This is a genomic window from Cedecea sp. NFIX57, assembly GCF_900177785.1.
GTDB lineage: Bacteria > Pseudomonadota > Gammaproteobacteria > Enterobacterales > Enterobacteriaceae > Cedecea > Cedecea neteri_C.
Map to the genome: position 1 here is coordinate 31,202 of NZ_FXAS01000006.1, position 21,842 is coordinate 53,043.

Annotated in this window: 21 protein-coding genes; 9 read left to right on the top strand and 12 right to left on the bottom strand. The window is 54.5% G+C overall.

Annotated elements, in window-relative coordinates:
• Positions 1-7: 7 nt before the first annotated feature.
• The 7 genes from B9Y90_RS06315 to B9Y90_RS06350 all read right to left on the bottom strand — a co-directional run bounded on the left by B9Y90_RS06315 (position 8) and on the right by B9Y90_RS06350 (position 8,390).
• A complete protein-coding gene (locus B9Y90_RS06315; protein ID WP_085540616.1) occupies positions 8-430 on the bottom strand; it encodes a hypothetical protein in 423 nt (140 codons plus the stop codon).
• Positions 431-784: 354 nt separating this feature from the next.
• Positions 785-1,078, bottom strand: coding sequence for a YciI family protein (locus tag B9Y90_RS06325; protein WP_085540618.1), 294 nt, complete (start codon positions 1,076-1,078; stop codon positions 785-787).
• A 158-nt stretch (positions 1,079-1,236) separates the two neighbouring features.
• Positions 1,237-2,268 (bottom strand): methionine synthase, encoded by a 1,032-nt coding sequence (locus B9Y90_RS06330; protein ID WP_008459294.1) that lies wholly within the window; start codon positions 2,266-2,268, stop codon positions 1,237-1,239.
• 25 nt (positions 2,269-2,293) lie between these two features.
• Positions 2,294-3,271, bottom strand: a complete 978-nt coding sequence (locus B9Y90_RS06335; RefSeq protein ID WP_045782386.1) for a DUF1852 domain-containing protein — start codon at positions 3,269-3,271, stop codon at positions 2,294-2,296.
• 243 nt (positions 3,272-3,514) lie between these two features.
• Positions 3,515-6,583, bottom strand: a complete 3,069-nt coding sequence (locus B9Y90_RS06340; RefSeq protein ID WP_085540619.1) for an efflux RND transporter permease subunit — start codon at positions 6,581-6,583, stop codon at positions 3,515-3,517.
• Positions 6,583-7,695 carry an efflux RND transporter periplasmic adaptor subunit gene (locus B9Y90_RS06345; protein ID WP_085540620.1) on the bottom strand — a complete coding sequence of 371 codons (1,113 nt, stop codon included), beginning with the start codon at positions 7,693-7,695 and terminating at the stop codon, positions 6,583-6,585. The genes B9Y90_RS06340 and B9Y90_RS06345 overlap by 1 nt, the downstream gene beginning before the upstream one ends.
• 77 nt (positions 7,696-7,772) lie before the next feature.
• Entirely contained in the window at positions 7,773-8,390 is a 618-nt protein-coding gene (locus tag B9Y90_RS06350; RefSeq protein ID WP_085540621.1) for a TetR/AcrR family transcriptional regulator, read from the bottom strand.
• Between the two features lie 119 nt (positions 8,391-8,509).
• Between B9Y90_RS06350 and B9Y90_RS06355 the strand changes: the two genes are divergently transcribed.
• Positions 8,510-8,917: a MerR family transcriptional regulator gene (locus B9Y90_RS06355; RefSeq protein WP_085540776.1), complete on the top strand. Its 408-nt coding sequence runs from the start codon at positions 8,510-8,512 to the stop codon at positions 8,915-8,917.
• A gap of 58 nt (positions 8,918-8,975) precedes the next feature.
• Complete coding sequence (locus tag B9Y90_RS06360; RefSeq protein WP_085540622.1) at positions 8,976-10,208, top strand: NADH:flavin oxidoreductase/NADH oxidase family protein; 1,233 nt, start codon at positions 8,976-8,978, stop codon at positions 10,206-10,208.
• Positions 10,209-10,213: 5 nt separating this feature from the next.
• On the opposite strand, the gene B9Y90_RS06365 is transcribed toward B9Y90_RS06360, so the two are convergent.
• Positions 10,214-11,092 carry a LysR family transcriptional regulator gene (locus B9Y90_RS06365; RefSeq protein ID WP_085540623.1) on the bottom strand — a complete coding sequence of 293 codons (879 nt, stop codon included), beginning with the start codon at positions 11,090-11,092 and terminating at the stop codon, positions 10,214-10,216.
• Positions 11,093-11,199: 107 nt separating this feature from the next.
• Here B9Y90_RS06365 and budA point away from each other — a divergent pair, with 107 nt between their 5' ends.
• The 4 genes from budA (at position 11,200) to B9Y90_RS06385 (ending at position 16,506) form a co-directional block, all read left to right on the top strand.
• Positions 11,200-11,979 carry an acetolactate decarboxylase gene (gene budA / locus B9Y90_RS06370; RefSeq protein ID WP_085540624.1) on the top strand — a complete coding sequence of 260 codons (780 nt, stop codon included), beginning with the start codon at positions 11,200-11,202 and terminating at the stop codon, positions 11,977-11,979.
• A 23-nt stretch (positions 11,980-12,002) separates the two neighbouring features.
• Entirely contained in the window at positions 12,003-13,682 is a 1,680-nt protein-coding gene (gene alsS / locus B9Y90_RS06375) for an acetolactate synthase AlsS (RefSeq protein WP_085540625.1), read from the top strand.
• A gap of 19 nt (positions 13,683-13,701) precedes the next feature.
• Positions 13,702-14,472 carry a (S)-acetoin forming diacetyl reductase gene (locus B9Y90_RS06380; protein WP_085540626.1) on the top strand — a complete coding sequence of 257 codons (771 nt, stop codon included), beginning with the start codon at positions 13,702-13,704 and terminating at the stop codon, positions 14,470-14,472.
• Between the two features lie 141 nt (positions 14,473-14,613).
• Complete coding sequence (locus B9Y90_RS06385) at positions 14,614-16,506, top strand: potassium transporter Kup (RefSeq protein WP_085540627.1); 1,893 nt, start codon at positions 14,614-14,616, stop codon at positions 16,504-16,506.
• On the opposite strand, the gene B9Y90_RS06390 is transcribed toward B9Y90_RS06385, so the two are convergent.
• A complete protein-coding gene (locus B9Y90_RS06390; protein WP_085540628.1) occupies positions 16,503-17,084 on the bottom strand; it encodes a TetR/AcrR family transcriptional regulator in 582 nt (193 codons plus the stop codon). The two genes, B9Y90_RS06385 and B9Y90_RS06390, sit on opposite strands and share 4 nt — an antisense overlap.
• Positions 17,085-17,125: 41 nt before the next feature.
• A complete protein-coding gene (locus B9Y90_RS06395; protein ID WP_085540629.1) occupies positions 17,126-18,631 on the bottom strand; it encodes an MFS transporter in 1,506 nt (501 codons plus the stop codon).
• Positions 18,632-18,819: 188 nt separating this feature from the next.
• On the opposite strand from B9Y90_RS06395, the gene B9Y90_RS06400 reads away from it, so the two are divergent.
• Complete coding sequence (locus tag B9Y90_RS06400) at positions 18,820-19,434, top strand: alpha/beta hydrolase (RefSeq protein WP_085540630.1); 615 nt, start codon at positions 18,820-18,822, stop codon at positions 19,432-19,434.
• Positions 19,435-19,597: 163 nt separating this feature from the next.
• On the opposite strand, the gene B9Y90_RS06405 is transcribed toward B9Y90_RS06400, so the two are convergent.
• Together B9Y90_RS06405 and B9Y90_RS26890 are read right to left on the bottom strand one after the other, a co-directional pair.
• Positions 19,598-20,632, bottom strand: a complete 1,035-nt coding sequence (locus B9Y90_RS06405) for an AI-2E family transporter (protein WP_085540631.1) — start codon at positions 20,630-20,632, stop codon at positions 19,598-19,600.
• Between the two features lie 282 nt (positions 20,633-20,914).
• Complete coding sequence (locus B9Y90_RS26890) at positions 20,915-21,064, bottom strand: hypothetical protein (protein ID WP_176227845.1); 150 nt, start codon at positions 21,062-21,064, stop codon at positions 20,915-20,917.
• A gap of 28 nt (positions 21,065-21,092) precedes the next feature.
• Between B9Y90_RS26890 and mdtJ the strand changes: the two genes are divergently transcribed.
• Complete coding sequence (gene mdtJ / locus B9Y90_RS06410) at positions 21,093-21,467, top strand: multidrug/spermidine efflux SMR transporter subunit MdtJ (protein WP_085540632.1); 375 nt, start codon at positions 21,093-21,095, stop codon at positions 21,465-21,467.
• The gene (mdtI, locus tag B9Y90_RS06415) at positions 21,454-21,783 is read left to right on the top strand and encodes a multidrug/spermidine efflux SMR transporter subunit MdtI (protein WP_085540633.1); all 330 of its coding nucleotides are present in this window, start codon (positions 21,454-21,456) and stop codon (positions 21,781-21,783) included. Before mdtJ ends, mdtI begins: the two co-directional genes overlap by 14 nt.
• Positions 21,784-21,842: the final 59 nt, after the last annotated feature.

A 21,842-nucleotide genomic window follows, 5' to 3' on the forward strand; every position in this document is an offset into this window, starting at 1 on the left:
GTAATGCCTATGAAAATGTTGCTTGCATTTCTGGTTGAGATTTAGCCCATTCGATAACCGCGTCTGAGGGTACTGTTTTTCCAGAACAGAAATCGACGAGATAACCCTCGGATAATTTTGTCAGGCAGCTTGCAGCTGCGAGTGCAGCAATGGCTTCAGCAGCAGGCGCCCCGGCGCAAAATGTGATATCGAAGTTCAGGGATCTGGATAAGTTAAGTTCATTGAGCACCTCGTTATCCAGGTCGCTGGTGTAATATTCAAAGCCAGAAATTACGCCGTTAACTGAACAGCGCAGGAATCCACTGAACGTTAGTAAGGCGATATCGCTGTCAAGCTCACAGGGGAACCTTTGCTGTAATATCTCTTCTTTCCACTCTTCAGGCGTCGGTAGGTTGTTCGTGTGTAAATAAACACCGAAATCACGAGACATATTTAACTTGCCATGATTTGAAATTAGTTTTTCGACGAAAAATAGGAACGTGCCGAACCGCAGATAACGAAAGCGATGATGATGCTGATCAACCAGGGAATCTTTGAACCATAAAAGAAACGATTGCCAATATCGTTTCCCAGAGTAAAACAAGTAAATATCGTAGCACCTGAGTACCAGGCTCGGATAAAGTCTCTTTTCTTGAGCATCTTATAATTTCTCGAATGTCGAATACCAGGATGCTACCGCTGACGCGGGTAAAAAATCAATGACAAAAACCTGACAATATTGGTAGTTATCAAACGTTATGCGCAATTATGTTCGGTATCGCTGGAATGCTGATTCGGGCTCAACTTAAAAAACAGCGTCCAGTAACTGCGTTTTCATTGTGGCTTCAAAGGGCAGAATTTCAGCTGTAGCAATGTTGAGTTTCTGGAATGGGTCCTGGCTAAGGCGGGCTTCCAGAGACTCAATGCTGTCACATTTTGCAAGAATAACGCCGCCATTACGGGGAATTCGTCTTCCTGACGCAAGAAATACTCCCTCTGCGTAACCTTTCTTCAGCCACTCAACATGAGCAGGAATTTGAGCGTCAACTTCTTCTAATGGTTTTATATAAGTCAGAACAACAACGTAAATGATGCTCATCATAAGATCCTGGCGGTTTTGTGAATCATTAATAGACAGACGTACGAATGCATAACCCGGCAGGTTGCTCGTTTTAATCTGTGAGAGTAGAAGCTATCAAACGGAATAAAAAAACCTGGCGATCTCTCAATCGCCAGGCTGGCTAGATAAACTTCTGGTTATTTACCCAGAATCTCTCTGCGAACGATTTCGGCACCGGCGCTTAACGCGTGCAGTTTGCCTCTGGCAACATGGCGCGGCAGCGGAGCCATACCGCAGTTGGTGGAAGGGTAGAGATTTTCGGCATCAACGAACTGCAGCGCTTTGCGCAGCGTATTGGCGACTTCTTCCGGGGTTTCAATGGCGTGGTTGGCCACGTCGATGGCGCCCACCATCACTTTCTTGCCGCGAATCAGTTCGAGAAGATCCATAGGCACATGGGAGTTGTGACACTCCAGCGAAATGATGTCGATGTTCGAGGTCTGCAGCTTTGGAAACGCCTCTTCGTACTGACGCCATTCGGAGCCCAGCGTTTTCTTCCAGTCGGTGTTAGCTTTGATGCCGTAGCCGTAGCAGATATGCACGGCGGTTTCGCACTTCAGCCCTTCGATGGCGCGTTCCAGCGTGGCGATACCCCATTCGTTAACTTCGTCGAAGAACACGTTGAAGGCTGGCTCATCGAACTGAATGATGTCCACGCCGGCGGCTTCCAGCTCTTTCGCTTCCTGGTTCAGGATTTTAGCGAATTCCCAGGCCAGTTTTTCGCGGCTTTTGTAGTGGTTGTCATACAGCGTGTCGATCATGGTCATCGGGCCAGGCAGCGCCCATTTGATTGGCCGGTCGGTCTGTTTGCGAAGGAACTTCGCATCTTCTACAAACACCGGTTTTTGACGAGCCACGGCGCCGACCACTGTCGGGACGCTGGCATCGTAGCGGTTACGGATGCGCACGGTTTCGCGTTTCTCGAAATCCACGCCGTCCAGGTGTTCGATAAAGGTGGTGACGAAGTGCTGGCGAGTCTGCTCGCCGTCGCTGACGATGTCGATATCGGCCAACTGTTGTTCGTGCAGCGCCAGGCGCAGGGCATCCTGTTTACCCTCAATGAGCTCCTGATCCTGCAGCTTCCACGGCGACCACAGCGTTTCAGGCTGGGCCAGCCAGGATGGTTTTGGCAGGCTGCCGGCAGTGGACGTAGGCAATAATCTTTTCATGTTGAATAACCTTGTATTTGGTGTCTCAAAGAGGGTAGTTGGCAGACCACTGCTCTAAAATTGTTTGGTACGGTTTGATGAAGTGCTCTTCAGTAAACTTCCCTTGTTCGATGGCCAAACGGCTGCGTTCTTCACGATCGTAAACAATTTGAGTAAATGAATGATCCTGGTGGTTCAGGCTTGGCTGGAAGCACAGCCCGGCCGGAGAATTCGCGTTGTAAATCTCAGGGCGGTAGATCTTCTGGAACGTCTCCATGGTGCTGATGGTGCTGATAAGCTCGAGGTTCGAGTAGTCATTCACCAGGTCGCCCGTGTGGTAGAACGCAAAAGGCGCCACGCTGTTTGGCGGCATGAAGTAGCGAGCCTTCAGCCCCATTTTGTTGAAATAGAGATCGGTCAGGGAAGATGAATCTTGCTCATATTCGATGCCGAGCACCGGGTGGCGGTTCCCGGTCTGGCGGTAAACGTTTTTGCTGGATACGCTCAGGCAAATCACCGGCGCTTTATTGAAGTTTTCTTTGTAGGTGTCTGAACCAACAAAGTGTCTGAACAAGTTTCCGTGCAGGTCGCCGTAGTTTTCCGGAATGGTGAATTTTTCACGATCCTGGTTGTATTCTGGCAGCAGAACGCTGAAATCATAGTCGCGGACATAGGAGGAGAAGTTGTTTCCGACGATGCCTTCGATGCGCTGGCCGGTTTTCTTATCCAGCACGTGCGTTTTTAAGATCTCAATCGCCGGGAAGGTGTTGCCCTTGCCTTCGACATCCAGCTCAACGGAAATAATTTCAAGTTCAACGCCGTAGCGGTCGGAGGTTGGGTTGTCCCAGTTCGCCAGAGAGTTGAAGCGGTTATCAATCATGATCAAAGCGTTACGCAGGTTCTCCTGACGCTTCTCGCCGCGAGCCAGGTTAGCAAAATTGGTTGTGATGCGCGTATTCCCTGATGGGTTGTAATTCTCATCAAAAACAATGCTCTTAAGAGTAAAAGTAAACGCTTTAGTCATGGTAATCCGGCACCTTAATTCTGTTTTTTGCCTGTATCTACTGCTTGATTTCTCACAGATAACCTTTGGTTAGCTGTGGTTTTACCTGTCAGTAATCTTCACATTGCATGTCGTTAACAATATTGCATCTTTTATGCCTGAGTCACAGTTTTAGTAAAAGTGATTTAATTTCATTAGAACATGAGCGGTGTTCATGATTTGGAATATGGCCCGGAGAGATCTCCTCCGGGCCTGATAAGTCGGTTAGTTATCGACCTTTGGTGGGCGGATTTTGAACCAGATCGCATACATGGCGGGCAGGAACAGCAGCGTCATAAAGGTGCCGCCAAAAGTCCCGCCGATGAGCGTGTACGCCAGCGCTCCCCAGAACACGGAATGGGTCAGGGGAATAAACGCCAGAATCGCCGCCAACGCGGTCAACAGCACAGGGCGTGAACGTTGGATCGTCGCTTCAACCACGGCATCAAAAGGCGTCAGTCCTGCCTGCTCGTTATGCTTTATCTGGCCGATGAGGATCAACGTGTTGCGCATTAAAATCCCCGAAAGCGCAATCAGCCCCACCAGGGCGTTGATGCCGAACGGCTGGTTGAAAATCAGCAGCGTTGGCACCACGCCGATAAGCCCCAGCGGGCTGGTGGCAAACACCATCAGCATGGCTGAGATCGACCGAACCTGAAGAATAATCACCAACAACGTTAACGCGATCATGATCGGGAACAGCGGGGCCATGGCCGCCGTAGCCTTGCCGGATTCTTCAATGGCGCCTGCTTCTTCGATGCGGTACCCCGCCGGAAGCTCAGCCACAATAGGTTGAATTTGTTTCACGATCGCCGTTGACACATCCGGCGGCTGAAGGCCATCGGCGACATCGCCACGCACGGTAATGGTTGGCGTCCTGTCGCGACGTCGGAGCACCGGGTCTTCCATCACCACCTCAACCTTCCCGATTTGCGAGAGCGGCACTTTTTGCCCGTTCGCGCCGATGAGCGTTAATGCAGCGAGCTGCGCCGGATCGTCCCGCACGCTGCCTCGCGCTCGCCCGGTAACCTGCACGGAACGGATATCTTCTCGTACTTCGGTCAACGGCGCGCCGGAAAGCAGAAACTGTAATTGCTGCGAGACGGAAGAGGTGGTTAAGCCCACGGCGTTGAGCCTGTCCTGGTTGAGGGTGAAATGCAGCGTAGGGACCCGGGAGCCCCAGTCGATGTTCACGGTGCGCATCAGCCCGCTTTGATTCATCACTTTTTCAACCCGCGACGAAATCGTTCTCAGCACGTCCGGGTCTGGCCCCATCACGCGAAACGCCACCGGGTAGGGCGTATAAGGCCCGAAGACCAGTTGGGTGACACGGACTTGAGCTTCCGGTGCCAGCCCGTTGCTGATGGCCTGACGGAGTCGCAGTTTCAATGCTTCTCGTGCATCGGGATCGGGCGTGAGGATCACGATTTTTGCGAATGAAGGATCGGGCAGCTCAGGCGCCATGGCCAGGTAGAAACGCGGCGCGCCCTGGCCGATGTAGGAGGTGACGATTTTGGACTCTTTCTGGGCGCTGAGCCATTTCTCAATGCGCTCGGTAGTCCTCGTCGTCTGCTCGATGGAAGTCCCATAAGGCAGTTGCACTTCTACCAGCACTTCCGGGCGGTCGGAGATGGGGAAGAACTGCTTTTTCACCACGGCCATTCCGGCTATCGCCAGCACAAACAGGCCAATGACCGAACCGGCGGTCAGCCACTTGCGGGCGATGACTTTTTTCAGCAATGCCCGGAAGCGATTGTAGTTTTTACTGGTGTACAGCGCGTGTTCAGCCAGTGCGGCTTTGTGCATATCCGGGAGCAATTTCACGCCGAGATAAGGCGTGAATACCACGGCCACCAGCCAGGACGCTATCAGCGCGATGCCGACAATCCAGAACATGTTGCTGGTGTATTCTCCGGCGGTGGAGTGGGCGAAGCCGTTCGGCATAAAGCCGATGGCGGTCACCAGCGTGCCCGCCAGCATGGGGGCGGCGGTGTGGCTCCAGGCGTAGGCGGAGGCTTTCACGCGGCTGTAGCCTTCCTCCATTTTCACCACCATCATTTCGATGGCGATGATAGCGTCATCTACCAGCAGGCCCAGCGCCAGAATGAGCGAGCCTAACGTTATCCTGTCGAAGTTTTTATCGGTGGCGGCCATGACGATAAACACCACCGCCAGCGTTAGCGGCACGGCGGCAGCAACCACGATGCCCACTCGCCAGCCCATGCTGACAAAGCAGACCACCATCACCACCAGCAGGGCGACAAAAAACTTCACCATAAACTCATCTACGGCGGAGCTGATGTTCACCGACTGATCGCTGACTTTACTGAAGCTCATGCCGAGCGGCATCGTGTCGTTGATCTTGCGGGTTTCCTGATCCAGAGCTTTGCCCAAATCAAGCCCGTTCCAGCCGTCGCGCATGACCACGCCGAGCAGCAGAGCAGGTTCGCCGTTGTTTCTGACGAGGAATGTCGCCGGGTCTTCATACCCGCGTTCGACGTCAGCTACGTCTGACAGTTTCAGCGTTTTCCCCTGCGCCACAATAGGGGTATCGCGAATTTTTGAGAGCTGATCCAGTGCGCCATCCACGCGGATAAACACCTGTGGGCCAGCGGTCTCGATAGAACCTGCGGGCGTGAGCAGGTTCTGGTTGCTCAGCGCCTGAAAAATATCCAGCGGCGAGACGCCGAGCGTGGCGAGCCTGTCGTGAGAGAACGAAACAAAAATGCGCTCCGCCTGTTCGCCAATGATATTCACTTTCTTCACGCCGGGGACGTGCAGCAGTTGCTGGCGCAGGTTCTCGGCATCGCGTACCAGCAGGCGCTGCGGCTCGCCTTTAGCTTTCAGGGCAAACAGCGCGAAGGTTACGTCTGAAAATTCGTCATTCACCAGCGGGCCAATCACGCCATCCGGCAGGTTTTTAGCCTCATCGCTGATTTTTTTCCTCGCTTGGTAAAATTCCTCCGGCACGTTGGCGGGTAGCGCACTGTCTTTTAAGGAAACAACGCTGTAGGCAAGGCCTGGACGGGTGTAGGTTTCGGTGCGGTCATAATCGTCCAGCTCCTGCATTCTCTTTTCCAGCGGCTCGGCCACCAGATCCTGCATCTGCTGCGCGGTTGCACCCGGCCAGGCGGTGATCACGGTCAGCTGTTTCACTGTAAAAGGCGGGTCTTCGGCGCGGCCCAGTTTAAAAAACGCGATGATCCCGGCAAGCGTGATGAGCAGGATCAGGAACAGCGTAACTGATTTTTCCCGCACCGCGAGGGCGGAAAGGTTAAAGCGAGAATCGCGCATTACGGTGCTCCCGCCAGATCAGTGGTGCTCTGAGCGAGCGGCCTTACTTCTTCGCCTTCGTGCAGCAGATGTGCGCCGAGGGCGACAATGCTGGCGTTGCTGTCAATCTGGGTAGCAACAACGGCGGATTCGTCGCTGATGCGGCGGATGCTAACCGGCTGCCAGCTCACTTTGGCCGGTTTACCGCTTACCACCCAAACGCCGGTGCCTTTATCTTTCCCGGCGTCATAGAGCGAGGCCAGAGGCACAATCACGTTTTGTGAGGGAGTGCCTGCGTCAGGGATGGCGACCGTGACCGTGCTGCCGAGAGGGGCCTGGGAAAGCGCACCCGCGAGTACAAACTTCGCTTCAAATGTACGAGTTTGCGGGTCTGCCGCGTCGGAAAGCTGGCGTAAGGTGGCGGCTACGGGAGCGCCATCTGAACCGTAAAGATGAGCCTGAGCGACGGTGCCCAGCGCCGGGCGCAGCGTTTCCGGCAAATCCACAACCGCTTCGCGCTGACCTGCCCGGGCCAGGCGAATCACCGCTTGCCCGGCGGAGACAACCTGACCAGGTTCGGCCAGGGTATCCATGATCACGCCGTCAGAATCTGCCGTCAGCACCGCATAATTCATGGCGTTTTTAGCCACATTGGCCTGCGCAATGGCCGCCTGCAGATCCGCTCTGGCGCTGTCGGCCTGGGCTTTGATTTGATCATACTGCGAAGCGGAAATCGCACCGCTGCCGACAATACTTCTGTAGCGGGCTTCATCGGCGGCGGCCTGTTTCGCGCGGGCTTTGGCGGCTGCGACGGCCTGATCCTGCGCTTTCGCCTGCAGGCTTAAGTCCTGAAGATCGAGCCGGAGTAGGGGCTGGCCGTTTTTCACCGTCTGGCCTTTGTCCACCAGGCGCTCAAGGATTTTGCCCGGCACGCGAAAACCGAGATCGCTTTGGATTCGGGAGGCAACAATGCCGGTAAAAGCCCGGGCGTTATCGTTGGCGGACTGAACGGCAACAACGCGAACCAGCGGTGGCTGGGTACGCGGATCCTCTGGCTGAGATGAGTCACCGCAGGCGGTGAGCGCCGAGCACAGCAGCGCCACAGCGGCAGGAAAAGGCTGAAGACGAAACATACGTTCCCTTATAAACACGTAGCAGGAACGCAATAATTATTCAAGTGACCAATTTAGTCAATGGTCACAAAATGCGGTCAGGGCATTAAACTTTTGAGGATAAGCGCGGGCAAAAGCTGTTCGGCCTGCTTAGCCAGCTCAAGGTTATATTGCAGCTGGATCGGGCTGATAAACGGCAGCATGACGAGAAAAACGGCGTTCACGGTGTCATCCATCGGACTACGGCGCTCAAATTCACCGGACTGGCGGCCTTCGTGGAGGATGACGGTAAGCACTGCCCGTAGCTGCAGCTTGTAACGTTCGGCTGAGGGCCAGTTCTCCAGGCAGGAAACAATGGCGATATCGTGGAGTTTACGGTCATAGAAGAACAGGTCGCTGCCCGCGGCGATTAAGGCACTGAACATCGCCCGCAGCTTAGCCGATGCGCCAGTGGCGTCATCCACCGACTGGCTGACGATTTCCATCATCTTTGTCAGGCGGTTGTCGCAGATAACCTCGCCGATTTCCTGCTTGGATTTAAAAAACTTGTAGATATAAGCCTTGGAGTAACCGATGGCTTTAGCGAGATCGGAAACCGTTGTTTTTTCAAACCCATAGTGGCCGAAGAACTCGGTCGCCGCCTCGATGATCTGTTCCCTGACGCTGTGTTCTGCTGGTCCTCTGGTTTCCCCGCCCTGGACGTGAGTTTCAGACATACTTTCTCCCTGTGTTCGGATTTGTGAATGGTGACTATTGTAGCATTAGGTCACTTCGAGCGGCATGTTATAAGCTTTAAAACATCAGGTACGGCATAACAGCGTGGGGAATGATTTGGATGAATATCGGTGAACTTGCCCGAATGACCGGGCTTAACGCCTCACGTATTCGGTTTTACGAACGTATTGGTTTGCTGAAAGCCATAAAGCGGCAGTCCAATGGCTACCGGCACTATTCTGCGGAAGCCGTATTGATACTGAATCTGATTGTGACCGCTCAGAGAGCAGGTTTTTCACTCGAAGAACTTCGCACGCTGTTGCCTGGCGACCTGATGAAATGGGATCGTGAGCAGCTTCTGGTCACATTACGCCGAAAAGTGGCGGATATTGAACAGATTGAGCAGGAGCTGGCGCAAAATAAAGCGCAACTTGCTTCGCTGCTGGAGGAGATTGAGAACCGGCCGAATGATTTCGATTGTGCGGCAAACGCCAGGCGGGTGTTAACGACAATCCCTAAAATCGATTGACCTTAAACTTAACTTTAAGCTTAGGGTTTGGGTTTGTTATCTCACCAGGTATAAACCCATGAACATTTTTGACGAGTTACTTTTGCCCAATGGCACGCGCGTTCCGAACCGCCTGGCTAAGGCGGCCATGGAAGAGAACATGGCGGATGTGGATCACGCGCCCTCTCAGCCGCTGATTGAGCTTTACCGGCGCTGGGCCGAAGGTGGGGCGGGTTTGATTATCACCGGAAACGTGATGATAGACAGCCGCGCGATGACCGGGCCGGGCGGCGTGGTGCTGGAAGATGACGGCCAGCTGGATAAATTCCGCCGCTGGGCGCAGGTCAGCCGCGCGCACGAGGCTCAGGTATGGCTGCAAATCAATCATCCGGGGCGGCAGATGCCGGCGGGATTAGGGCAAAAAACCTGGGCACCTTCTGCGGTTGCGCTCGACCTTGGTAGCATGTCCCGTCATTTTGCTGTGCCGCAGGCAATGGACGAACAATCGATCGATGAGGTCATTACTCGCTTTGCCACGACGGCGAATCTGGCAGAGCAGGCGGGTTTCTCCGGCGTGGAGATTCATGCCGCCCACGGTTATCTGCTAAGCCAGTTTCTTTCTCCTCTGTCTAATCAGAGAACGGACCGCTGGGGTGGGTCACTTGAGAACCGGGCTCGCCTGTTGTTAGAGGTTATTAACGCAGTGCGCGCAGTGGTTTCCCCAGGGTTTACCGTGGCCGTAAAACTCAATTCTGCGGATTTTCAGCGTGGGGGCTTTAGCGCCGGGGATGCAAAAGAGGTAGTTCGGTTACTGGGGGAAGTGGCGGTGGACATGGTCGAGCTTTCGGGCGGCAGTTACGAAGCGCCAGCGATGCAGGGCAAAACCCGCGACGGACGTACGCTGGCGCGTGAAGCTTACTTTCTTGAGTTTGCGAAGGATGTTCAAGAGATTGCCCTAATGCCGCTCATGGTGACGGGCGGGATTCGGCGCCTTGCCGTGGCGCAAACGGTGGTTGAAAGCGGCGTTGCAGTGGTGGGAATGGCTACTGCACTGGCGCTTAATCCGGCACTGCCACGTGAGTGGTTCCAGGGCGACTACACCGAACCTCAGCTTCCGCCCATCAGGTGGAAAAATAAACCTATGGTCGCGCTGGCAAATATGGCTTTGGTAAAATACCAGTTGCGCAGAATGGGAGAGAATAAACGTCCTAACGCCGCTGTTTCTCCATTGTGGGCGCTACTGTTGCAGCAGGCTGACAGTATGTTAAGAGCCAAAAAGTATCGTAAGTGGATAGCAAGCCGCCAGCGGTAATTGCCTCAGTGTGCGAATAACTGAATAAAGCGTTTCACCGACGGGGAACGCTCAAACTGCCGCCAGGCCAGCGCAATGTCCGTTTTCACCTGGTCACCGCGAATCACGTGGAATGTGACATTCGTGCTGGCAATACAGGTCATCGATTGCGGTACAAGGGCAAAGCCGAAGCCTGCTGAAACCATGCTTAACGAGGACGAAATTTGTGAAGCCTGGCAGGCGCCTGTCAGATCGATACCCGCCCGCAGGCAGGCGTCATACATCAGTCCATAAAGCCCTGGGGCCACTTCTTCCGGAAACAGCACCGGCGGTACGTCGGCTAACGCTTGCAGGTCCAGTTCTTTCTCCCCTGAAAGAGGGTGATCCTTGTGCAGGGCAATCATCATCGGCTCTTCGTCAATCAGCTTGAGCGCAAACCGCTTGCTGCTTTCACAGGGCAGGCGTACGAACGCCACATCCAGCAAGCCTTCATCCAGCTCCTGCATCAGGCCCGCCATATTGGTTTCCCTCTGGCGAAGTTCGATGGCCGGGTAGTGCGCCTGAAACTGGCGCAGTAGAGAAAAAATCTTGGGGTTAAACGCGTTTGAACTGGTTATCCCGAGCGACAGCTTGCCGTTAATACCGCGGGCAATGCCGCGGGCTTTCTCCAGCGCAGCGTCGCTGTGGGCCAGAATCTGGCAGGCATCCTGATAAAACGCTTCTCCCGCATCGGTCAGCTCCACGCCTCTGGTTAAGCGGTGCAGAAGTGGGGTGCCCACTTCACGTTCCAGGCGCTGAATTTGCTGGCTAAGAGGAGGCTGTGAAATACCCAGCAGTTCGGCTGCTCGGGTGAAATTGTGCGTCTGGGCGACGGCGACAAAATAGCGGAGATAGCGAAGTTCCATATCAAAAACGTCTCAAACCAGAAGGGCTTTTATATTGGAACTGTGAGCTGGATCACGTCAACATTTAATTAAAGTTTCTTAACGTTCAGCCAGAGGGGACAGACGCCATGAGCGATCTAACTCTATGTTCCTGCGAAGAAAGTCTTTTAGAGATGGTCGAGACCTTCGCCGTAGCCAATAAAGAAAACATGATATATCAGACTTCATTGATGAGCGCGTTACTGAGCGGCGTCTATGAAGGGGAAACCACCATGGCCGACCTGTTGAAGCTCGGTGACTTTGGCCTGGGCACGTTTAACGAGCTGGACGGCGAGATGATTGCCTTCAACAGCAACGTGTATCAATTACGGTCGGACGGCAGCGCCAGGGCAGCCAGTCCAGAGCAGAAAACTCCGTTTGCGGTGATGACCTGGTTTAAACCTCAATACCGCCTGAGTATCGACAGCACGACCAGTCGCCAGAAGCTGCACGAGATTATCGACGCAAAAATTCCCTCCGATAACCTGTTTTGTGCCCTGCGCATCGACGGCCATTTCCGCCATGCACATACCCGCACCGTTCCACGCCAGAAGCCGCCATACCGCGCGATGACGGACGTGCTGGATGACCAGCCGGTGTTCCGCTTTAACGGTCGTAAAGGCGTGCTAGTCGGGTTCCGTACCCCACAACATATGCAGGGCATCAACGTGGCGGGCTATCACGAACACTTTATTACCGATGACCGCCAGGGCGGCGGGCATCTGCTCGACTATCAACTGGAGCAGGGGGTGCTGACCTTCGGCGAGATCCACAAACTGATGATCGACCTTCCGGCAGACAGCGCATTTCTTAACGCCAACCTGCACCCAGAAAACCTCGACGCGGCTATCCGCGCGGTTGAAAACTAGCGTTCCCTGAGGAGATGTGAGCCATGAATAACAAAAAACCTTTGCGTCAGTGGGCGCACGGTGCTGACATGGTGGTCAGCCAGCTTGAAGCTCAGGGCGTGAAGCACGTCTTTGGGATCCCTGGGGCGAAGATCGATAAGGTCTTTGATTCGCTCAACGACTCGCCGATTGAATTAATTCCAGTGCGACACGAAGCTAACGCCGCCTTTATGGCGGCAGCCGTCGGGCGTATCACCGGGAAAGCGGGCGTGGCGCTGGTCACCTCTGGTCCAGGTTGCTCAAACCTGATAACCGGCATGGCGACCGCCAACAGTGAAGGCGATCCGGTTGTGGCGTTGGGCGGGGCAGTAAAACGTTCCGATAAAGCCAAACTGGTACACCAAAGTATGGACACCGTGGCAATGTTTAGCCCGGTGACGAAATACTCGGTAGAAGTCCCGTCTTCGGATGCGATTGCTGAGGTAGTTTCAAATGCTTTTCGCGCCGCCGAGCATGGCCGCCCTGGCAGCGCCTTTGTCAGCCTGCCGCAGGACATCAGCGACGGCCCGGCAACCGGGAGCATTTTGCCTGCGAATGGGTCAGTTAAAGCCGGTGCCGCACCGGATGCGGCCATTAATGATGTGGCGAAGCTTATCACGCAGGCCAAAAACCCTGTTTTCCTGCTGGGGCTGATGGCGAGCCAACAGGAAAACAGTGCGGCGTTGTTCCATCTGCTGGAAAAAAGCCATATTCCGGTCACCAGCACTTATCAGGCCGCAGGCGCGGTGAATCAGCAGCACTTTGGTCGTTTTGCCGGGCGCGTTGGGCTGTTTAACAACCAGGCTGGTGACCGCCTGCTGCAGCTTGCCGACCTGGTTATCTGTATCGGTTACAGTCCGGTGGAATACGAGCCGGCGATGTGGAACACCGGCGATGCTACGCTGGTGCATATCGACGTACTGCCCGCCTATGAGGAACGTAACTACGTACCGGACGTCGAGCTGGTAGGTGATATCGCCAGCACGCTGGACAAGCTCACCGCCCGTATTGAAAAACCGCTGATTCTTAGCCCACGCGCATCTGAAATTCTTGTAGACAGGCAGCACCAGCGCGAGCTTTTAAGCCGCCGGGGCGCACAGCTGAATCAGTTTGCTCTTCACCCGCTGCGTATCGTCCGGGCGATGCAGGATATCGTGAACGACGACGTGACCTTAACCGTCGATATGGGCAGTTTCCACATCTGGATCGCCCGTTACCTTTATAGCTTCCGCGCACGCCAGCTGATGATCTCTAACGGTCAGCAAACTATGGGCGTAGCGCTGCCGTGGGCCATTGGTGCCTGGCTGGTGAATCCGGGACGTAAAGTGGTTTCGGTGTCCGGCGACGGCGGCTTCCTGCAGTCCAGCATGGAGCTGGAAACGGCGGTGCGTCTTGGCGCTAACGTGTTGCACATCATCTGGGTGGATAACGCCTACAACATGGTGGCGATTCAGGAAGAGAAAAAATACCAGCGTCTGTCCGGCGTTAACTTCGGGCCTGTGGACTTTAAAGCTTACGCGGATGCCTTTGGCGCACGTGGCTTCGCGGTGGAAAGCGCGGAAGCGCTGGAGCCAACTTTACGCGCGGCTATGGATGTGAAGGGGCCGGCGGTGGTAGCCATTCCGGTTGATTACAGCGACAACCATCTGTTGATGAGTCAGCTGCACCTCAGCCAAATTCTTTAAACTACAGAAGGATATTGTGATGAAAAAAGTAGCATTGGTTACCGGTGCCGGTCAGGGGATCGGTAAAGCTATCGCGCTGCGTCTGGCTAAAGACGGCTTTGCCGTCGCTGTGGCTGACTATAACGCCAAAACTGCAAAAGAAGTAGCGGATGAAATTAACCGCAACGGCGGCCGCGCATTGGAGGTGACTGCAGACGTTTCCGACCGCGATCAAGTGTTCGCCGCCGTTGAGGCTGCCCGTAAAGGACTGGGCGGTTTTGATGTCATCGTCAACAACGCGGGCGTAGCGCCTTCTACCCCTATCGAGGAGATCACCCCGGAAATCGTCGACAAGGTCTACAACATCAACGTGAAGGGTGTGATTTGGGGTATTCAGGCCGCGGTGAAAGCCTTTAAAGCTGAAGGTCACGGCGGGAAAATCATCAACGCCTGCTCCCAGGCCGGCCACGTGGGTAACTCGGAACTGGCGGTTTACAGCTCCAGCAAATTTGCCGTGCGCGGCCTGACCCAAACCGCTGCGCGTGACCTGGCCCCGCTGGGCATCACCGTGAACGGCTACTGCCCAGGGATCGTCAAAACGCCAATGTGGTCTGAAATCGACCGCCAGGTATCCGAAGCCGCAGGCAAACCGCTGGGCTATGGCACCGCCGAGTTCGCCAAACGCATCACCCTGGGCCGTTTGTCCGAGCCGGAAGATGTGGCCGCTTGTGTGTCTTACCTGGCCAGCGCGGACTCCGACTATATGACCGGCCAGTCGCTGCTTATCGACGGTGGGATGGTCTTTAATTAAAAAAGTGTTTTAATGTGGAGTACCTTTGGCCTGGCGGGAAACCGTTAGGCCTTTTTATTTGCCACTGTTTATCTTAAGTTTTTTATCCACCTCTATACTTTGTCATGGCAACTGCCAGAAAAATCACAGAAAGGACTGGACATGACAAACCTGTCGCAAGCGGACGGCGCGGAAGCCTCCGGGACAACGCCGCATAAATTTATCCTTGCCGGAAGCGCCCTGGGCGTGGTGTTTGGCGATATCGGTACCAGCCCGCTTTATACCCTGAAAACGGTGCTGCTGTTATCCGGCAACGATCCGACCCCGTCGGTTATTCTAGGGCTGTTGTCTCTGATTATCTGGACGCTGCTCCTTATCACCTCGGTGAAGTATGCGATGTTTGCTATGCGCATCGACAACCACGGTGAGGGCGGCATTATGGCGCTGATGTCGCTGCTGATGGCGAGAGACAAAGGCTCGCGTTGGGTGGTGCTGGCGGCTTTATTGGGCGCGGCGTTGATATACGGTGATGGGGCGATTACCCCTGCGATTTCAGTGCTCTCCGCGATTGAAGGGCTGAATATGATCCTGCCTGAGGCTGAAACCTGGGTGCTGCCGATTGCGGTGACGATTCTGGTGTTGCTGTTTGCCGTGCAGCCTTTCGGCACGGCTAAAATCGGTAAAGTCTTCGGGCCGATTATGGCGCTGTGGTTTATTTCTATTGCGGGGCTTGGGATTTGGGGGATTGCGCAGCATCCCGCCGTGCTGTTGGCTATTAACCCCTGGTACGGTTTGCAGTTTCTCGTCTCTAATGGTTTTGTCAGTTTTATGGTGCTGGGCGGCGTGTTTCTGTGCGTTACCGGGGCGGAAGCGCTGTATGCCGACATGGGGCATTTCGGTAAAAAGCCTATCTGGATGTCGTGGTACGGCGTGGTCTTCCCGAGTCTGCTGCTGAACTACGCGGGGCAGTCGGCGCTGATCCTTTCCGGGGCTGATATCACCCAGAATATCTTCTTCCGCCTTTGCCCGCCGGCACTGCTGATCCCGCTGGTGATCCTTGCCACGTTGGCCACCATTATTGCCAGCCAGGCGATTATCACCGGGGCATTTTCGATGACCCGGCAGGCGATTCAATTGGGCTGGCTGCCTCGCTTGCGCATACGCCAGACGGCGGCGGAGAGCTACGGGCAAATTTATATCGGCGTGATTAACTGGTTGCTGATGGGCGTCACGCTGTTTCTGACTGTGTTCTTTAAGTCGTCCGAGAACTTAGCGGCGGCCTATGGGATTGCGGTATCTCTCACCATGCTGATGACCTCCGGGCTGCTGTATGTGGCGATGCGCCATATCTGGCAGTGGCGGCGACTGACCAGTGCGCTGGTGGCGGGGGGCTTTTTGATCGTTGATACCTGCTTCCTGATCGCTAATCTGAGCAAAGTGCTGGAGGGCGGCTATATTCCGCTGCTGCTGGCAGCCGTGGTCTGTACTACGATGCTGGTCTGGCACCGTGGCGCGGCGGCGGCGTCCAACGCGGTGAATGAAAAGGTTATCGATGTAAATACCTTCTTCGCCGCATTGAAAGAGCGTGGCGTTCCGCGCGTGCAGGGTTCGGCGGTGTTTCTGACAAAAACGCGCAACGGTATTCCGCCGGTTATGCGGTGGCATGTGGCACGCAACCACGCGCTGCAGGAGCAGGTGCTTTCGCTGACCATTTCCATCATGAACGTCCCGCGCGTACCGGCCGGAGAAAGGCTGGTGATCGTGGAGCAGGCACCGAATTACTGGCGCGGAATCGCTCAGTACGGCTTTATGGAAAGACCCCATATTCCTGAACTGATGGCGAGGTTAGGGGAGATGGTGTGTGCCTTCAGCGTGGACGACGTGACCTATTATCTGGGCCATGAAACCATCGTGTCTCGTGAGGACGGGCAAGGTATGCCGGGCTGGCAGCGTAAGTGCTTCGCGTTTATGGTGAGAAACGCCACGCACGTGACGCACTATTACCGCCTGCCGAGCGACAGTGTGGTAGAGATCAGCCGCCGGATAGCTATTTAGCCAGCGCGCAGGACCAAGCGAATAAAACTGTCGATGTCGTCCAGCGCCAGCTGCCTGTCGGCGGGGGCTGAGGCGACCAGCAGTTTATCGGCATAGCCGTTTAACAGGGCGCTGAACTGGCGCGTGGCTCTGGCGGCATCCACCGCTTTAAACACGCCTGCTGAAATACCGTCATCGACGATATCGGCCAGCACTTTTTCCCATTTTTGCGTCATCACCAGCGCAAGCTCCGCCCATACGCTGCTGTGCGCCGCCTGGTGCCACAGCGCGCCGTAAAGCTGCCAGACAGCGTCCGGCGCGTGAGGGAGATATGTGTGGATCAAACGTTGCAGCTTATCTTCCGGGGAAAACGTTTTGGTTTCATCGGTAAACTTGTGCAGATCGGCCATTAAAAACGCCGTCATAGCCTCAATGCAAAGCGTTTGCCAGTCGCTGAAGTAGTGGTAAATGTGGCTTCGCGAGATGCCCACCCGCTCGGTAAGTTCGCGGGTGGTCACCTTCTCAATGCCTTTCTCGATGAACAGCTCAATGGCCCCGCTCAGGATTTTGCTTCTTAGCGTGTCCGGTGCTTCTTTCATGACGTTTCCACGGTTATCTGAATCGCTGGTGGGGCATCTTATCAGCTTTTAACCCGTTGGCTGGACAGCTTTTCCGGCTGGCGCAGCACATATTTCAATACCACGGTACTGACGGCGACCAGCACTGCGGCGCAAATAATCACCGTCAGATAGGCGTGGTTGAAGGCGTTCCGCGCCAGCTCTTTCAGCAGCCCGGCGCTGGCTGTGCTCATCGAGCCTGCAAGATGCAGCGCTTCATCCAGGCTGTCGTAAGCGCTGTTTCCCGCGACGAGGCCTTCAGGCAACACCAGGCTTGCGCTGTAGACCGCCGTCATCAGCCCGCCCAGCAATGTGACGCCAAGGACGCCACCCATTTCCCATGAGACATCCTCAATCGCCGCGACCATGCCGGCTTTTTCTTCCGGAGCATTTAGCATGATGGATGTTGATGCGGCGGTAAACGCCACGCCAAGCCCAAGCCCGATGACAAACAGCGCGGCGAGCTGTGGTGCCAGGCTGTAATCGGCCAGCAAAGCCATGCCGGTCATACCCATGGCTGTCACCAGCAGGCCGAAGACCATAAGTTTGGCGCCGCCCCAGCGCGGCAGCACGATGCCCGCCAGCGGTGAAGCGAGGGCAGAGCCAATCGGGATCGGCAGAATCGACAGCCCGGCTAACAGCGGCGTCAGGCCCAAAACAAGCTGTAAGCGCTGGGTCAGCACCAGTTCAATGCCGGTTAGCGCGATCATGGTGATAATAGCCACGCTAATGCCGCTGGCAAACATGCGGTTACGGAACAGCGAGAAATCGATCATCGGCTGGGCCGAACGCTGTTGACGACGAACAAACAGCGTTAAAAAGAGTATGCCAGCCAGCAAAGAGCCGGCCACGGTTAGCCACGAGGCATCCATCTTGCTGAGTTCCTTGAGCGCGTAAATCACACCTACAAGGCCGAGCATAATCAGCAGCGAAGCGGTGAAATCACAGGGCCGACTGGCTTTCCCCGCATCCCGCGGGATCAGGTACCAGGCAAAGACGATCACCAGCAAGACGACCGGTACGTTAATCAGGAAAACTGATCCCCACCAGAAGTATTCCAGCAGCACGCCGCCAATAACCGGGCCAAGCGCCGCGGCGGCGGAAGCCACAGCAGACCATATGCCGATGGCCAGCGCCCGCTCGCGCTCGTTAGTGAACACCTGGCGGACAATGGCGAGCGTGGCTGGCATCATCATGGTTGCGCCAATGGCCAGAAAAACACGCGAAGCGATCAGCAGTTCAGCCGTGGGCGAATAAGCCGCACAAAGCGAAGCTATACCGAATACTGGCAATCCGGACATAAACAGCAGCTTGTGGCCAAGGCGGTCACTCAGCATGCCCGCGCCGGGAAGCAGGCCCGCCGCCACGAGCGGGTAGGCGTTAATGATCCACAGTTTTTCAGACGCCGTAGCGTTTAAAGCCTGAGTGAGCCTTGGTAGCGCGGTGTAGAGCACCGTCATATCAATAATGATCAGGAAAAGGGTGCTGGTCAGGATCGCCAGAATCAGCCAGCGGTTAGTGAAGCGCATGTTGAATGCCTCTAAAAAAGCCAAATTTGAGCGGTTGCTCAAGCGCAAAATATACTTGAGCACTTGCTCAAAAACAAGTCCGACATTGCCACGTATTTAGCGGTGGTTGACTTGTTGTGAAGGGGGATATCACGATAAGGTAGCCGCCTGCGAGGATATTCATTCAGGTTTGAGCACAGGGCAGGGAAATGAAAAAACTGATCGTGATGTTACATGGGGTAGGGAGTTCCGGGGCGGATCTCGAAGGGCTAGGTTTGTTCGTGCAACAGGTGATGCCGGAAGTGTTGTTTGCTTCACCGAACGGCAGCGAACCTTTTGACGGCGGCGGCGATGCCTGGCAGTGGTTCAGCCTGGAAGGTGTGACCGTACAAAACCGCCCGCAGCGCATTGTAGAGGCCCGTGCCGAGTTTGATGCGAAGCTGCAGGCTATTTTTAAGCAGCATGACGTAACGCCGGGCAAAGATCAGGTCATCCTGCTGGGCTTCTCTCAGGGATCTATTATGGCCCTTGATGTTCTGGCTACCTCCCGTTTTCCGCTGGCGGGCGTGGTTGCGTTTTCCGGGCGTCTTGCTTCACCAAAACCTTATCATGTAGCGGCAGACGCTTCGGCGTTGTTGATTCATGGCATGGCAGATCAGGTGATTCCGTGGGCTGAAAGTGAAGCGGCGGCCGCTGCGTTAATTGAAGCCGGGGCGGAAGTTGAAACGCTGTTTGAACCCGGCGTGGTGCATACCATTAGCGCGGATGGTGTGTCTCAGGCGCTGGGGTATATTGCGGAGCGTTTTGAGTTAGAGCCGGAGTGATTTTTTCCTTCCCCCAAAGAAGGAGGGACTGGGGCGAGCTTAGGTGTTCGGTTAACACCCTCACCCTGGCTCTCTCCCTGGAAGGGAGAGGGAATACATTGTGTACTGTTCTAACCTGACCTGCTGTTTCCGCCCTCTCCCTTTGGGGAGAGGGGCAAAATCTTCAGGACTTACTCATATCACTCAGTAGCACCGCAATACTCTTCCCGCCTTCCGCTTGCTCCAGCGCAATTTTCACCGCAATGGTCAGCGGTACAGACAGCAGCATACCCACCGGGCCAAGCAGCCAGCCCCAGAAAATCAGAGACAAGAATACCACCAGCGTGGAGAGCCCAAGCCCGCGGCCCATCATGCGCGGCTCCAGAATATTGCCGAATACCAGATTAATGAGCAGATAACCTGCGACAACAATCAGCGCCTCGTACAGCCCGTTAAACACCAGAACCTGTACTACTGGCGGGATGGCCGCCAGCACGGAGCCGATGTTTGGAATATAGTTGAGCGCGAAGGCAAGCAGCCCCCAGATAAAGGCAAAGCGGACGTCCAGGGCGGCAAGCATGCCCCAGACGACAAGGCCGGTGACAATGCTGATGGCTGTTTTTAGCACCAAATAATGGCTGACGCTGTCCAGCGCCCGCTGAATGGCGCCCATACCTTCTTCCGGGCGAGCCATCAGTTGCTGCAGTTTGCGCGGCAGTTGAGGAACCTCAATTAGCATAAATACCACGGTAAGCAGCAGTAAAAAGATAGAGGTCATCGCGTTGGAAAGCTGCGTCAGCAGGCCGGTCACCAGCGTCATCAGTGCATTAGGATCGACATACTTCATTAACTCATCGACGGAAACGGAGATTCCCGCGCGCTGTAGCCAGGGTTCAAGGTTTTTTAAGGGGACCACTAGCGAAGAGCGGTATTGCGGCAAGGTTCGCGCCAGTTCATTTAGCGAAGTGCCAAGATATGCCAGCAGCAGCACCATGCTCAGGATAATGACGACAATGACCAGGCTAATGGCCAATACGCGCGGCACCCGCAGCCCCTCGAGGCGACGAATCAGCGGGTTGAGAATAACGGCAATAAATAGCGCCAGAATAAAAGGCACGATGATATCGGCGGCCGCTTTAATACCCACCAGAATAATGACCAGCATGCCCAGCATAATCACGGCTTTCAGTGCTTTAAGTGTAATAATTGGTTTTGCCATTGTGGCTGGTTCTCCAGTGTGCGGGAGGGGGAATAATACACCGCCGTTAAAATAGTCATCCCTTTATTACGTTATTTTAAACGTTAAAAACAGTTTCATACATTGTGTTTTTGCTGTTGCTTATCGTAAAGGAGTGTAAAGGTCAGGCGCTAACATACCGAATTATGGTATAAAATCCCCGTGTTTAACTACTGAGGACAATTTTCTATCCGCAACTGACGAGAAGCAACACCGCGGATAAGTTGGAAATATTATGGACAATACGTTCAGCATTTCAATCAATCAGCATTCTGTTTTTATCACGTCTACTTCTTCACTTTCTGGTGAGCAGCACTGGCGCAACGCGCTATAGTCCCTTTCTTCTGACATTTTCTCTGGTTTTTTAATTTTCCCTTGCCCGTCGTTTCGACGTCGCTTGTCGGTTTTTTGCATCTTTATTTTCTCTGTCAGGAGAGAAATCATGATTTATTGGATTTTATTGGGATTAGCCATCGTTGCCGAAATTACCGGCACCTTATCAATGAAATGGTCAAGCGTTAGCGATAGTAATATGGGTTATATTTTTATGCTGGTCATGATCGCGATCTCCTATATTTTTCTGGCGTTTTCGGTAAAAAAAATTGCCCTTGGTGTGGCCTATGCCATGTGGGAAGGTATCGGCATTCTGTTTATTACCGTCTTCAGCGTCATGCTGTTTGATGAGTCCATTTCACCGCTAAAAATACTCGGCCTGACCACGCTGGTTGTCGGTATTTCGTTGATTAAATCGGGTACGCGAGCAAAAAAATCACGCCCGGTAATGTCAAAGAAAGGCGAACATCATGCTGTCGTTTGAGTGGGTACACGCGCTGTGGCTGGCATTAGCTATCGTGCTGGAAATTGTTGCTAATATCTTTTTAAAACAATCTGATGGTTTTAAACGCCCGATATACGGCGTACTGTCCTTGCTGGCCGTGTTGGCCGCGTTCAGTGCCCTGGCTCAGGCGGTTAAAGGTATTGAGTTATCCGTAGCCTATGCGCTCTGGGGCGGGTTTGGTATTGCTGCCACCGTGGCTGCAGGTTGGATCCTCTTCGGCCAGCGCCTCAATCGCAAAGGCTGGGTCGGCATTAGCCTGCTATTGGTGGGGATGATTATTATCAAAATTGCCTGATCCATCACGCTGCCCGTTAATTATTCGGGCAGCGCTTTCCCCAGGGTGTATTACGCTTA